The following is a 13,773-nucleotide window of genomic DNA, read 5'->3' on the forward strand; positions in this document are numbered from 1 at the left end:
CGGGGGAGGGGGCCCCCCGGCCCCCCCCCCGCCCCCCGGCGCGGGGGCCCCCCCCCCCGGGGGGCGGCGGGGGGGGGGCGCCCCCCCCCCCCCCCCCCCCCCGCCGCCCCCCCCGCGACCGCGCCCGGAGCCCGGCCCCGCCGTGAAGGGGGCCGGGCTCCGGGCGCGGTGACGGCGGCCGCGCCACCCGTGGCGGTGGTACGGCCCCCCGCGGGTCAGGCGATGGCGGATCCGGTACCCCGCGCGGAGCCGATGAGGTCGGTCAGGCCCGCGTCGTCGTAGACGGAGATGTCCACCGCCGCACCCTCGGGCAGCTCGAAGTCCCGCACCGAGTGGTCCACCACCGCCGAGGTGCCGGGGGCGGCGAAGGAGCCGAGGTCGTGGTAGGTGCCGTCGAAGGAGTATCCGACCTTGACGTAGAACGAGTCGCCGTCGTTGCTGGTGTCGTACACCCACAGCTTCTCGTCGTTCGGGTGGAACTCCACCTTGCCGACGAAGGCGCCGGACTGCACCAGTTCCATCTTGACGGCGTACCCGCCGGCGTCGTTCGCGAAGGACGTGCCGTCGAACGGGTCGGTGAGGTCACCGCCGCTGCACGGGCAGTTGTCGGTGTCGTAGTAGTACGAGCTGAACGTCGGGTTCGGGCTGTACGCCTGTGCCGGAGCCGCCGTGGCGACCAGGGCCCCCGCCCCCAGCGCCGCACCTGCCAGCAGACCCGCGAACCTTCTGATGACGCCCATCTTTTTGTTCCCCCTCGTGATGACAGGCCGCCCGCTCTTCCGCGGGCGGCCTGCATCATTGTGGATCAGGGGTCGCGCTCCGTGCACCCGTGATCGTTCTTGGTTACCGGATCATGACAACAACTCGACTTCCGTGACGACCGCCGGACCGTCGAAGGCCAGCCGGTAGTACCGGTACGAGGCCGGCCGGGGGATCGAGAAGGCCCGGGTCTGCCGGTCCCAGCGGAACGACTCGCCGGTACGCCGGTCGAGGTCCGTCCAGGTCACGCCGTCGGACGAGCCCCGGAGCGTCCAGGCCGTCGGCGCGTCGGACCGCTTCGCGGACGTGAGCGTGTACTGCACGGCCTTCTCCGCGGCGCCGACCGGCAGGTCGACCGCCCCCGACACCCCGGTCCCCGTCGCCGACGTGTCGTCGAACAGGGCGCCCTCGCCCGCGAGTACGTCCGTGCGCGGGACGGGCACCTCGTCGTCCCCGGTGATCGACACGGGGGCCGCGCCCTTTCCGCTGCCCCACGCCGAGGGCCGCGGGCCCATGTCGAAGTCGAGGACCGCGCCCTTCGCCAGCAGCGAGTGGGGCAGTGAAGTCGATGACCAGGGACGCCCGTTGACCTTGAGGCCCTGCACGTAGACGTTCCGGGCGCTGTTGCGCGGCGCCCGGATCACCAGGTCCTCACCGTTCTCCAGGTGCACGGTGGCCTTCTTGAACAGCGGGGAGCCGACCGCGTACTCGCCGCTTCCCATCACCAGCGGGTAGAAGCCGAGCGCGGAGAAGAGGTACCAGGCCGACTGCTCGCCGTTGTCCTCGTCGCCGTGGTAGCCCTGCCCGATGGCGCTGCCGGTGTACAGGCGCCCCAGCGCCTCGCGGACCTTTGCCTGCGTCTTCCAGGGCTGCCCGGCCGCGTCGTACATGTAGAGCGCGTGGTGGGCCACCTGGTTGGAGTGCCCGTACATGCCCATCCGCACGTCCCGCGCCTCCGTCATCTCGTGGATGACGCCGCCGTAGGAGCCGACGAACTCGGGGGAGGCGGTCTCCGGGGTCGCGAAGTAGGTGTCGAGCTTGTGCGCCAGGCCGTCGCGGCCGCCGTAGAGGTTGGCCAGGCCCCGGCTGTCCTGCGGGGCGGTGAAGGCGTAGCCCCAGCCGTTGGTCTCGGTGTAGTCGTGGCCCCACACGCGGGGGTCGTAGGCCGACGACTCCACCCGCCAGTCGCCCTCGGCGTCCCGGCCCTGGAAGAAACCGGCCTCCGCGTCGAACAGGTGCACGTAGCCCTGCGCGCGGTTGAGGAAGTACTCCGACTCCTCCTCGTACCGTCGCTCGCCCGTCTTCCGGAACAGCTCCTGTCCCATCCGGGCGATCCCGAAGTCGTTGAGGTAGCCCTCCAGGGCCCAGGACAGGCCCTCGTGGGTGTCGGTGGCCGTGTAGCCGAGGAAGGGGGAGGTCGCCATGCCCTTGCGGCCCACGCCGGACGACGGCGGCACCACGGTCGCGTTCTTCACCGCCGCGTCGTACGCCGACTCCGCGTCCAGGCCGACACCCTTGACGTACGCGTCCGCGAAGGCGACGTCCGACGAGGTGCCGGTCATCAGATCGGCGTACCCGGGGGAGGACCAGCGCGAGGTCCAGCCGCCGTCCTTGTACTGCTGCACGAACCCGTCCGCCAGCTCGGCCGCCCTGGCCGGCGTCAGGAGCGAGTACGCCGGCCAGGTCGTCCGATAGGTGTCCCAGAAACCGTTGTTGACGTACACCTTGCCGTCCACGATCTTCGCGCCGGTGTGCGTCGGGGTGTCCGGGCCCGGCATCGGGGAGAAGGGCGAGGCGTACTTGTACGTCGAACCCACCTTCTCGAAACCGGAGTTGGGATACAGGTACAACCGGTACAGGTTGGAGTACAGCGTCGTCAGCTGGTCCGGGGTGGCGCCCTCGACCTCCACCGTGCCGAGCAGCTCGTCCCACTGCCGCTGGGCCCGCCGCTCGACCGTCTCGAAGGAGGTTCCCTCCGGGATCTCCTGGCGCAGGTTGTCCCGCGCCTGGTCGACGCCGATCAGGGAGGTCGCCAGGCGCAGGGTGACCGTGCGGTCGGCGCCCGCGTCGAACCGCAGGTACCCCTTCACCCCGCTCGACGCCCCGGCCGTCACCGGCGCGTCGAACTCGCCGTACACGAACAGCCGGGTGGCGCCCGCGGACAGCCCCGACTTCACGTCCGACCAGCCGGTGACGACGCCCTTGCCGGTGTCGAGCGTGAGGCCCGCCCGGTCGGTGACGTTGTCGAAGACGACGCTCGCGTCGTCGCCCGGGTAGGTGAAGCGCAGGGCCGCCGCGTGGTCGGTCGGCGCCATCTCCGCCTTCAGCCCGTTCTCGAACCGCACGCCGTAGGAGTACGGCCGGGCCGTCTCGTTCGCGTGCCGGAACGGCAGCGCCCGCGCCGCCCGCCCGGTGTCCGGGACGCCGGCCGCCACGGACGGCATCACCTGGAACGTCTGCCGGTCGCCCATCCACGGACTGGGCTCGTGACTCGCGCTGAACGCCTGGATCGTGGGCAGGTTGTCGGCGTTGTTCGCGCGGGAGTAGTCGTAGAGCCAGCCCAGGGTGGACGCGTTGGTCACCGGGGTCCAGAAGTTGAAGCCGTGCGGCACGGCGGTCGCGGGGAAGGTGTTGCCCCGCGAGAAGCTCCCGCTGGAGTTGGTGCCGCGCGTGGTCACCGCGTAGTCCGACAGGTGCGCCTTCGGGGCCTCGGGCGGGGCCGTGCGCAGCGTGATGTCGTCCACCCAGCCCCGGAACCGTGCCGGCCCGCCGGGGGAGTCGTAGGCGAGGAGGATCCGGTCGACGGTCTTCCCGGCCGCCACCGGGCCGATCCCCGCGAGGACGTCGTTCCACTGGTTGACGTACAGCGACTTGGCCGCGCCCTGCCCGCGGGGCGACAGCGCGAAGCCGTACTGGTCCCTCGCCCCGAGACCGCTCAGGTACGTCCCGTCCGTGAACGCCAGGTCCACCGACACGTTCGTCGCCGCGTAGTCCAGGTCCCCCTCGGCCATCGCCGGGAAGATCCGGTAGGCCAGGCGGGTGCGGGCAAAGACCCGCACGTTCACGTCGAAGACCTTGTTGTACGAGTAGCCGCGCCCCTCGGCGGTCTGCCGTCCGGCGTAGCGCAGGGCCCGCAGCCCCGTGAAGCCGGCCCGCGCCCTGGCGGTGGGGGAGCCGCTCGGCCCGCGGTCGACGACGGTCTGCATGTCCGGCGGGACGGGGTCGCCGTCGCCGCCCGTCCCGAACCGCACGTCGGCGAGCTGGAGGATCCCGGCGCCGTGGTTCCTCGTCACCTCCAGCCGGAAGTGCCGGTAGGAGGCCGGTGCGCCGAGCGCGTACGTCTTCGTCTGCAAGCGCTTGCCGAAGGACTCGCCGGAGCGGGTGTCGACGGTCGTCCAGTCGCCGCCGTCCGCCGAACCCTTCAGGGTCCAGTCCGCCGGGTCGCGTTCGGCGGCGTCGTTGGCGGACGTCAGCGCGTACGCGGTGACCGCCGCGGGTTCGGGCAGGTCGAACTCCACCCAGCCGGTGGCCTCGAAGGCCAGCCACTTGGTGCCCGCCTCGCCGTCGACGAGGTTCTCCTTCACCTCGCCGCCCGCCGTGTTCTCGGCGCTCGCCCGGACGTCCGTGACCCGGTCGGTCACGTCGCCGGGGAGCCCGCCGCCGTAGCCGCCGTCGACCCCCGACGCCCGTTTCCCGCCGCCCGGCACGGACTCGACGGTGCTCCGCCAGTCGGGAGCCCGCTCACCGTCCTCGAAGGAGGAGGCGAACTCCCGGTCGGGCACCGGCACCCTGTCCGGCAGGGCGACCGCCGCCCCCGGCGCGCCCGCCGCCATGACCAGGGCGGCCGTGCCCACGACCGCCCGTCTCCATCGGATCCACCTCGACCGAGCTGCGAAGCGCTGCATCCGCGAGCACCCTCCCTGCGCCGGACAACGTTGTCTTCTTCGATGCGCAGGAATCAGTAGGTGGCCAAGTGGCGAGTGATGTCAAGGATGTTGACCGCGCCGTCCGGGTCCTTCGCGGTGACCCGGGTGGGCCCTGCGGGGCGGTCGCGCCCGGAGCCGCCGCAGGTTCCGCGCAGGGGCCGCCGCTGGTTCCGCGAGGTGCCGCACCAGGGGGAGGCGCCGGTCCCATGAGGTCCCACGAGGTGCCGCGAGGTCGCCGGTCCCACGAGGTCCCACGAGGTCCCACGAGGTGCCGCGAGAGCGTTGCCCCGTCGGCCCTGAGAGCTCTCCCGCCGGGCTCCGCCGGGCTCCGCCGCGGATCGTCCGGACCGTCCGCCGCGGATCGTCCGGATTGTCCTCCGAGAGTGCGCCACATCTCCTCCACGGGCTCGTGTCCGGCGATTTTCCGGCCGGACGGTCACGGTGGCTCGTATTTCCGCCAGGTCTCAACTCGGAAAAGACCCATGGCCAACCTTGCATGCGATCTTGTCCGGTGACGGGAAGTGGACTATACCTGTCGGCGATTCACCCGATCCGCACGACCCTGCTTGACCTGACCGCGGTGCCGGGAAGGATCCGGCTCACCGCCTGAGTCCTGGAGAAGGCGAGGACTTGAGCATGGGATCCACATCTGTGTCCGATTCGGCTGATTCAACTGGTTCAACTGTTTCGACTGGCGCCATCGAGAATCGCGGTCCGAAAGGTGTCGGCCGCCGCGATCTGATCAGGAGATCGACCGCGCTCGGACTGCTCTCCGTTCCCACGGTGGGTTTCCTCTCCGCCTGCGCCAGCAGCGGGGGCGGCGACGAGGACAAGGCCAAGGCCAAGACCGGCAAGAAGACCGGCAAGAACCCACTCGGCGTGAACGACACCACCCGGATGGAATTCGTCCTGTTCGACGGTGGTTTCGGCAAGGAGTACGCCGAGGACGCCGTGAAGATCTACGAACAGCGTTTCCCGAAGGCCGAGGTGAGGTTCTCGGCCACCCAGAAGATCCAGTCCACCCTCCAGCCCCGTTTCCACCAGGGCACCCCGCCGGACCTCATCGACAACTCCGGTGCCGAGCAGATGGACATGGGCGTCCTGGTCGGCAAGGGCCAGCTGGCCGACCTCACCGCGCTGCTGGACGCGCCGTCCTACGACGACCCGGCGAAGAAGGTCCGCGACACCCTGCGCCCCGGCATCGTGGAGATGGGCCAGTTCGACGGCGACCCGGTCTGGATCATGTACTACGCGTACACCGTGTACGGCGTCTGGTACTCGCAGAAGGCCCTGGACTCGCTGGACGCCGCCTACCCCGAGACCTGGGACGAGATGCTCGCGGTCTGCGAGAAGGCCAGGAAGAAGGGCATGGCGGGCTGGACGTACGCGGGCAAGTACCCGTACTACCTCCCCTTCTCGCTGTATCCGATGATCGGCAAGGTCGGCGGCCGCGAGGTCCTCGACGCCATCGACAACCTGGAGCCGAACGCCTGGAGACACCCGGCGGTCAAGGCCTGTTTCGACGCCTACTACGAGCTGTACGAGAAGGGTTACGTCCTGCGGGGCACGCCCGGCCTGGACCACATCCAGTCGCAGACCGCGTGGGCCAAGGGCAAGGCCCTGTTCCTGCCCAACGGCTCCTGGGTGGAGAACGAGTCGGCCAACGTCATCCCCGCCGACTTCGGCCTCGCCGTCTCCGCGCCGACCGGACTCGACAGCTCCGACAAGCTGCCGTTCGGCACCGTCTGGGCCTCCGGCGGCGAGCCGTTCGTCGTCCCGGCCAAGGCGAGGAACCCGGCCGGCGGCATGGAGCAGCTGCGCATCATGCTCGGCGAGGCGTCCTCGAAGAACTTCACCTCCAAGGTCAAGTCGCTGACCGCGTACAACGGCGGCACCGAGGGCATCACCCTCACCCCCGGCCTCAAGTCGGCTGTCGCCGCGCTGGACAAGGCCGGCCGGAACGTGGTGAATCCGCGGCTCCAGGACTGGTACGTGCAATTGCAGAAGGAGAAGATCGGGGTCTCCGGACTCGGCGAGATGATGGCCGGCCGGCTCACCCCGGCGGAGGCGATCAAGAAGATCCAGGGTTACGCCGACGAGGCGGCCAAGGATTCCTCGATCAAGCACTACAAGCACCGGTAACCGGCGACATCACGACACCGGAGTGGCGATGCAGCACGGCAAGTACCGGTTCATCGTGGGGTTCCTGGCGCTGCCCCTGGGACTGTACGCGCTCTTCGTGGTGTGGCCGTTCGTCCAGTCCATCTACTACTCGTTCACGGACTGGACCGGTCTGAGCCCCGAATTCGAGATGGTCGGCCTGGACAATTACCGCAGGATGCTCGACGACGACATCTTCTGGAAGTCCCTGCAACACAGCCTGATGTTCGCGGTCGTGCTGCCGCTGGTGACGATCGGCCTGGCGCTCTTCTTCGCCTTCATGATCAATGTCGGCGGACGGAGAAGGAGGGGCGGCCCGGTCGTCTCCGGTGTGCGCGGCTCGTCCTTCTACAAGATCGTCTATTTCTTCCCGCAGGTACTGTCGATCGCCATCGTGGCGTTGTTGTTCGCCTTCGCCTACAACCCCGACAGCGGCGCCCTCAACTCCTTGCTGCGGGGGATCGGGCTGGACGGCGTGCAGCCGCTGTGGCTGGGCGATCCCGGGCTCGCGCTGTGGTGCGTGATGGCGGTGCTCGTCTGGTCGACGGTCGGCTTCTTCGTGGTGCTGTTCTCCGCGGGCATGGCGTCGATCCCGGCGGACCTGTACGAGGCCGCCCTGCTCGACGGCGCCGGCCGCGCCACCACGTTCTTCCGCATCACCCTGCCGCTGCTGTGGGACACCGTGCAGTCCGGCTGGGTCTACATGGGCATCCTCGCGCTCGGCGCGGAGTCGTTCGCGGTCGTCCAGATCATGACGACCGGGCCGGGCGGGCCCGACTACTCGACCACCGTCATGGTCCTCTACGTGTACCAGAAGGCGTTCCGCGACGGCCAGGCCGCCTACGCCACCACCATCGGAGTCGCCCTGCTCGTCGTGACGCTGGCCTTCGCCGCGCTGGTGCTGCGGCTGGGCCGGCGCGAGCGGCTGGAGTACTGATCATGAGCATCGAGAAGACCGCGGAACCCCCGGCGCCCGTACCCGTCGCGAAGGCGGGCGTCCCGCCGGCCGGCGCACCGGCCCGGACGCGGAAGGAGGGGCAGGTCCTCAACGCCTTCTCGCACGGCATCCTCGTCCTGTGGGCGGTCATGGTCGTGCTGCCCCTGCTGTGGGCGGTGATGACCTCCTTCAAGGACGACGGCGCCATCTTCGGCTCGCCCTGGTCGCTGCCCGACACGCTGCGCCTCGACAACTGGTCGCGGGCCTGGACCGAGGCGAACATGGGCGACTACTTCCTCAACACCGTGCTGGTGGTGGGGGGTTCGCTCATCGGCACCCTGGTGCTCGGGTCGATGGCGGCGTACGTCCTGGCCCGGTTCGACTTCCCCGGCAACCGGTTCGTCTACTACCTGTTCGTCGGCGGCATGAGCTTCCCGGTCATGCTCGCGCTGGTCCCGCTGTTCTACGTGGTGAACAACATGGGCCTGCTGAACACGGTCCACGGCCTGATCCTGGTCTACATCGCCTACTCGCTGCCGTTCACGGTGTTCTTCCTGACGGCGTTCTTCCGCACGCTGCCCTCGTCGGTGGCGGAGGCGGCGTTCGTCGACGGCGCCTCGCACAGCCGTACGTTCCTCCAGATCATGCTGCCGATGGCCAGGCCCGGCCTGATCAGCGTGGGGATCTTCAACTTCCTGGGCCAGTGGAACCAGTACATGCTCCCCACGGTCCTGAACACCGATCCGGACAAGCGGGTCCTCACCCAGGGACTGGTCCAGCTGGCCGCCAGCCAGGGCTACAAGGGTGACTGGTCGGGTCTTTTCGCGGGCCTGGTGATGGCGATGCTGCCGGTGCTCGCCGCGTACGTCGTCTTCCAGCGGCAGGTGGTGCGGGGACTGACCGCGGGGGCGCTGAAGTAGTCCCTCCCCTTGATCCCTTGGACGCTGCGGTAGCACTGCGCAGCCACCCGTACGCGTGCCGTTCCCGACTCGGGGGACGGCACCGTTCGGTGTGTGCATGAATGCGATTAGTGTTCAACCTCTTGACGGGAGGCGACCCGAACAGCTCAGCTTAGAGTTCACTAGTTGGACATAGCGGGGCCTCATCGAAGCGGTCCCGCGCGCGGGAGGTCGTCGTGGAGACTCCGGGGTCGCAGTCGTCGCTGCACCGAGCCAACCTGGAGCGGGTGGTACGCGCCGTGCGTCTGGCCGGGTCCCTCACGCAGGCGGAGATCGCCCGGACGACGGGCCTGTCCGCGGCGACCGTGTCCAACATCGTGCGCGAGCTGAAGGACCGCGGGACCGTCGAGGTCACGCCCACCTCGGCCGGTGGCCGCAGGGCCCGCAGCGTCAGTCTGAGCGGGGACGCCGGCATCGTCATCGGGGTGGATTTCGGCCATACCCACCTACGGGTCGCCGTAGGCAATCTCGCCCATCAGGTGCTCGCCGAGGAGTCCGAACCGCTGGATGTGGACGCCTCCTCGGCGCAGGGCTTCGACCGGGCGGAACAGCTGGTCAACCGCCTGATCGAGGCCACCGGGGTGGACCGTTCGAAGATCGCCGGAGTGGGTCTCGGGGTCCCCGGTCCGATCGACGTGGAGTCCGGCTCGCTCGGCTCGTCCGCGATCCTGCCCGGCTGGATCGGCACCAAGCCCGCCGAGGAGCTGCGGGGGCGGCTCGGTGTGGTCGTGCACGTGGACAACGACGCCAACCTCGGCGCCCTCGGCGAGATGGTCTGGGGCAGCGGCAGAGGTGTTCGTGATCTTGCTTACATCAAGGTCGCGAGCGGTGTCGGCGCCGGCCTGGTGATCGACGGGAAGATCTACCGGGGTCCCGGCGGAACCGCGGGAGAAATCGGACATATTACACTCGATGAATCCGGCCCCGTCTGCCGCTGCGGAAACCGGGGCTGCCTGGAGACCTTCACGGCCGCCCGCTACGTGCTGCCGCTCCTGCAGTCCAGCCACGGCACGGACCTGACCATGGAGGGAGTCGTACGGCTGGCCAGGGACGGAGACCCGGGCTGCCGTCGGGTGATCGCCGACGTCGGCCGCCACATCGGCAGTGGAGTCGCCAATCTCTGCAACCTGTTGAACCCGAGCCGGGTGGTCCTGGGCGGTGATCTCGCCGAGGCCGGCGAGCTGGTGCTCGGGCCCATCAGGGAGTCCGTCGGCCGCTACGCGATCCCCAGTGCGGCACGGCAACTCACCGTTCTCCCAGGGGCACTCGGAGGCCGTGCGGAGGTGCTCGGAGCACTCGCTCTCGCACTCAGCGAGATGGGTGATTCAACCCTTTTGGACGGCACGCTGACGGCCAACACACCTGCCTTCACTTAGAGAACGAATGACGCCGTTGCCATCTCGTTAAGTATTTACTTCTTGACGTCGCACGTGTGGCCGAGTTGACTTCCAGCCACCTCGGCCGCAGCGTTGCGGCCCTGTCAGGGAGGCACAACCCCATGAACGCAACGATGCGTAGAGTCGTGATCGGCGCCACCGCCGTCTCCATGGCCCTGTCGATTGCCGCGTGCGGCAAGGCGGGCGACGACGACTCCGACAGCAGCAGCTCCGAGAGCAAGTCCATCGGCCTGCTGCTCCCCGACAGCGTCACGGCGCGCTACGAGAAGTTCGACAAGCCGCTCTTCGAGGCCAAGGTCAAGGAGCTCTGCTCCGACTGTGACGTGCAGTACGCGAACGCCGCCGCCGACCCGGCCAAGCAGGCTCAGCAGATGAGCAGCATGGTCACCAAGGGCGTCAAGGTGATCGTCGTCTCCGCGCAGGACTCGGCCGCCATCAAGTCCTCCATCAAGTCCGCCGTGGACAAGGGCGTCAAGGTCGTCGCCTACGACCGCCTCGCGCAGGGTCCGGTCTCGGCGTACGTCTCCTTCGACAACGTCAAGGTCGGCGAGCTCCAGGGCCAGGCCCTGCTCGACGCGCTCGGCTCGAAGGCGACCCCCACGGCGAACGTCGTCATGATCAACGGTGACGACGCCGACCCGAACGCCGGTCAGTTCAAGGAAGGCGCCCACAAGGCCCTCGACGGCAAGGTCAAGATCGCCTACGAGCAGTCCGGCCTGTGGAAGGACACCGTCGCCGCGCAGAAGATGTCCGCCGCGATCACGCAGCTCGGCGCGAAGAAGATCGCCGGCGTCTACGCCGCCAACGACGGCATGGCCGGTGGCATCGCCAACACCCTCAAGGGCGCGAAGATCAGCGGCATCCCGCTGACCGGCCAGGACGCGGAGCTCGCGGGCATCCAGCGCATCGTCGCCGGCACCCAGTCCTCCACCGTCTACAAGGCCTTCAAGCCCGAGGCCGACGCCGCCGCCCAGCTCGCGGTCAACCTGCTCGAGGGCAAGGACATCAAGTCCCTCGCCACCACCGAGCTGACCAGCGGCTCCGGCGACAAGGTGCCCTCGCAGCTGCTGACCCCGGTGTCGGTCACTAAGGCCAACATCAAGGACACGGTGATCGCGGACAAGCTGTACACGGTCGAGGAGATCTGCACCGCCGAGTTCGCCGCCGCCTGCAAGGCCGCCGGCCTCCAGTAGCGGTCCCGCGCCCCGCGCGCACCCGGCTCGGGTCCCCCCTGCGGGGCCCGGGCCACCGGCCGCACAGCGGCCCCGTGAGACCCCGCCGACGCCTGCCCCACCTTCACACCCCGCTGCCGGGGCGGGCGTCGGACGGAACCGTTGCCAAGTGCGGCGGACTCGCGCATGTTCATCTTGTAAACCTCGTGCGTCAGCGCCCCGTACCCGTCGGCGTTGCGCACACCCTTCCGCGCCTGTCTCACAGCGCGGCATCCCCGCCGGTCAGGCGGCGAAGGAGATGGTTCACGTGTCCGCTACGCCCGTGCTGGCGTTGCGCGGAGTCTCCAAGCGATTCGGTGCGGTGCAGGCACTCACCGACGTCGAGCTGGAGGTCCACGCCGGAGAAGTGGTCGCCCTGGTGGGCGACAACGGCGCCGGAAAGTCCACCCTGGTCAAGACGATCGCGGGTGTCCACCCCATCGACGACGGCGTCATCGAGTGGGAGGGCAAGCCGGTCAGCATCACCAAGCCGCACGACGCCCAGGGCCTCGGTGTCGCGACGGTCTACCAGGACCTCGCGCTCTGCGACAACCTCGATGTGGTCGGCAACCTCTACCTCGGCCGCGAGCTGCTGCGCCGCGGTGTCATCGACGAGGTGTCGATGGAGAAGAACGCCCGCGAGCTGCTGTCCACGCTCTCCATCCGCATCCCGAGCGTGCGCATCCCGATCGCGAGCCTCTCCGGCGGTCAGCGCCAGGTCGTCGCCATCGCCCGCGCGCTGATCGGCGACCCCAAGGTCGTCATCCTCGACGAGCCCACCGCCGCCCTCGGTGTCGAGCAGACCGCGCAGGTCCTCGACCTGGTCGAGCGGCTCCGCGAGCGCAACCTCGGTGTCATCCTCATCAGCCACAACATGGCCGACGTCAAGGCGGTCGCCGACACCGTCGCCGTCCTGCGCCTGGGCAAGAACAACGGCTCCTTCCCCGTGAAGGACACCAGCCACGAAGAGATCATCGCCGCGATCACGGGTGCCACGGACAACGCCGTGACCCGTCGTGCGGGGCGTCGCACCGCGGAGGCGGCAAAGTGAGCGACACGTCCAAGACCGTGAAGAGCGACAGCACCAAGGTCGAGAAGACCGAGGGCGTGGTGGAGGACCAGACCACGGTCGCCCCCGCCGACGACCCCACGGCCGCCCCGGTCACCGTCGTCGACCCGCGCCTGCTGGTCCGCGAGGAGGGCCTCAAGGGCTACGTCACCGAGTTCAAGCGCAAGGTCAAGGGCGGCGAGCTGGGCTCGCTGCCGGTGGTCATCGGCCTGATCGTCATCTGGACGATCTTCCAGCTGCAGAACGACCGCTTCCTGAGCGCCGACAACCTCTCGAACATCAGCTACTACCTGTCGGCCACCGGCATGCTCGCCATCGGCCTGGTGTTCGTCCTGCTGCTCGGCGAGATCGACCTGTCCGTCGGCTCCGTCAGCGGCCTGGCGTCCACCCTGTTCGCCGTGTTCGTGGTGGACCACACCATGAACCCGTGGCTGTCGCTGATCCTCACCGTCGTCACCGGCATCCTGATCGGTGCCCTGCACGGCTGGTTCTTCGCCAAGATCGGCGTACCCGCCTTCGTGGTGACCCTGGCCGGTTTCCTCGGCTGGAACGGTCTGATGCTGTGGCTGCTGGGTGACAGCGGCACCATCAACATCCCGTCCGACTCCGGTCCGGTCCACCTGCTCGGCCAGAGCTCCTTCTTCATGGACCAGGCCATCATCGGCGCCTACCTCCTGGCCGGCCTCGGTGTCGCGTCCATGCTGTTCGGCTCCTTCGGCGAGCAGCGCCGCCGCAAGGCCGCTGGTGTGCCGTTCCGGCCCACCAGCGAGATCCTGCTGCGCGTCGGCGCGCTGGCCGTCGCGTCCTTCGCGGCCGCGGCCGTGCTGAACAACGCCGCCGGTGTCTCCAACGCGCTCGTCATCTTCCTGGCCGCGCTGGTCATCGTCGACTTCGTGCTCCGTCGTACGACCTTCGGCCGTCAGGTCTTCGCGGTCGGTGGCGGTATCGAGGCGGCCCGCCGCGCCGGTATCAACGTGCCGATGATCCGCATCACCGTGTTCGCCATCGCCGGTGGCTTCGCCGCGGTCGGCGGTATGTTCTTCGCCGGCCAGACCGCCAGCGCCACGCTCAGCGCCGGCGGCGGCAACACCCTGATGCTGGCGATCGCCGCGGCGGTCATCGGCGGCACCAGCCTCTTCGGCGGCCGCGGTACCGTCTGGTCCGCCCTCCTGGGCATGCTGGTCATCCAGTCCATCCAGACCGGTCTCGACCTGCTGAACATGAACACCTCGATCCAGTACATGATCACCGGTGGTGTCCTGCTCGGCGCGGTCGTCATCGACTCGGTCTCCCGCAAGAGCCAGAAGGCCGCCGGTCGCGGCTGACCACGGCGGCGACCGACTGTGCCCGGTACC

General features: G+C 69.2%; 9 protein-coding genes. 7 read left to right on the plus strand and 2 right to left on the minus strand.

What is annotated here, in order from left to right:
• Window positions 1–215 precede the first annotated feature (215 nt).
• Window positions 216–740, minus strand: coding sequence for a hypothetical protein (locus ACGFQC_RS32860; protein WP_363090402.1), 525 nt, complete (start codon window positions 738–740; stop codon window positions 216–218).
• A 111-nt stretch (window positions 741–851) separates the two neighbouring features.
• Window positions 852–4,592, minus strand: a complete 3,741-nt coding sequence (locus ACGFQC_RS32865) for a GH92 family glycosyl hydrolase (RefSeq protein ID WP_363090485.1) — start codon at window positions 4,590–4,592, stop codon at window positions 852–854.
• Between the two features lie 729 nt (window positions 4,593–5,321).
• On the opposite strand from ACGFQC_RS32865, the gene ngcE reads away from it, so the two are divergent.
• The 7 genes from ngcE (at window position 5,322) to ACGFQC_RS32900 (ending at window position 13,743) form a co-directional block, all read left to right on the plus strand.
• The gene (gene ngcE / locus ACGFQC_RS32870) at window positions 5,322–6,827 is read left to right on the plus strand and encodes an N-acetylglucosamine/diacetylchitobiose ABC transporter substrate-binding protein (RefSeq protein WP_363090403.1); all 1,506 of its coding nucleotides are present in this window, start codon (window positions 5,322–5,324) and stop codon (window positions 6,825–6,827) included.
• A 28-nt stretch (window positions 6,828–6,855) separates the two neighbouring features.
• Entirely contained in the window at window positions 6,856–7,782 is a 927-nt protein-coding gene (locus tag ACGFQC_RS32875) for a sugar ABC transporter permease (RefSeq protein ID WP_363090404.1), read from the plus strand.
• A gap of 2 nt (window positions 7,783–7,784) precedes the next feature.
• Window positions 7,785–8,702: a carbohydrate ABC transporter permease gene (locus ACGFQC_RS32880; protein WP_363090405.1), complete on the plus strand. Its 918-nt coding sequence runs from the start codon at window positions 7,785–7,787 to the stop codon at window positions 8,700–8,702.
• A 215-nt stretch (window positions 8,703–8,917) separates the two neighbouring features.
• Complete coding sequence (locus ACGFQC_RS32885) at window positions 8,918–10,117, plus strand: ROK family transcriptional regulator (RefSeq protein WP_363090406.1); 1,200 nt, start codon at window positions 8,918–8,920, stop codon at window positions 10,115–10,117.
• A gap of 122 nt (window positions 10,118–10,239) precedes the next feature.
• Window positions 10,240–11,331, plus strand: a complete 1,092-nt coding sequence (locus tag ACGFQC_RS32890) for a sugar ABC transporter substrate-binding protein (protein WP_393289078.1) — start codon at window positions 10,240–10,242, stop codon at window positions 11,329–11,331.
• Between the two features lie 277 nt (window positions 11,332–11,608).
• Entirely contained in the window at window positions 11,609–12,400 is a 792-nt protein-coding gene (locus ACGFQC_RS32895; protein WP_363090407.1) for an ATP-binding cassette domain-containing protein, read from the plus strand.
• The gene (locus ACGFQC_RS32900; RefSeq protein ID WP_363090408.1) at window positions 12,397–13,743 is read left to right on the plus strand and encodes a sugar ABC transporter permease; all 1,347 of its coding nucleotides are present in this window, start codon (window positions 12,397–12,399) and stop codon (window positions 13,741–13,743) included. The genes ACGFQC_RS32895 and ACGFQC_RS32900 overlap by 4 nt, the downstream gene beginning before the upstream one ends.
• The last annotated feature ends 30 nt before the right edge of the window (window positions 13,744–13,773 follow it).

Source organism: Streptomyces sp. NPDC048734 (assembly GCF_043198675.1).
In the GTDB taxonomy this organism is placed as follows: domain Bacteria; phylum Actinomycetota; class Actinomycetes; order Streptomycetales; family Streptomycetaceae; genus Streptomyces.

What these genes read in the sequence shown, in the direction of transcription:
- ACGFQC_RS32860 (WP_363090402.1), bottom strand. Translation starts at nt 740, where the DNA reads ATGGGCGTCATCAGAAGGTTCGCGGGTCTGCTGGCAGGTGCGGCGCTG.
- ACGFQC_RS32865 (WP_363090485.1), bottom strand. Translation starts at nt 4,592, where the DNA reads ATGGCGGCGGGCGCGCCGGGGGCGGCGGTCGCCCTGCCGGACAGGGTG.
- ngcE (WP_363090403.1), top strand. Translation starts at nt 5,322, where the DNA reads ATGGGATCCACATCTGTGTCCGATTCGGCTGATTCAACTGGTTCAACT.
- ACGFQC_RS32875 (WP_363090404.1), top strand. Translation starts at nt 6,856, where the DNA reads ATGCAGCACGGCAAGTACCGGTTCATCGTGGGGTTCCTGGCGCTGCCC.
- ACGFQC_RS32880 (WP_363090405.1), top strand. Translation starts at nt 7,785, where the DNA reads ATGAGCATCGAGAAGACCGCGGAACCCCCGGCGCCCGTACCCGTCGCG.
- ACGFQC_RS32890 (WP_393289078.1), top strand. Translation starts at nt 10,240, where the DNA reads ATGAACGCAACGATGCGTAGAGTCGTGATCGGCGCCACCGCCGTCTCC.
- ACGFQC_RS32895 (WP_363090407.1), top strand. Translation starts at nt 11,609, where the DNA reads ATGGTTCACGTGTCCGCTACGCCCGTGCTGGCGTTGCGCGGAGTCTCC.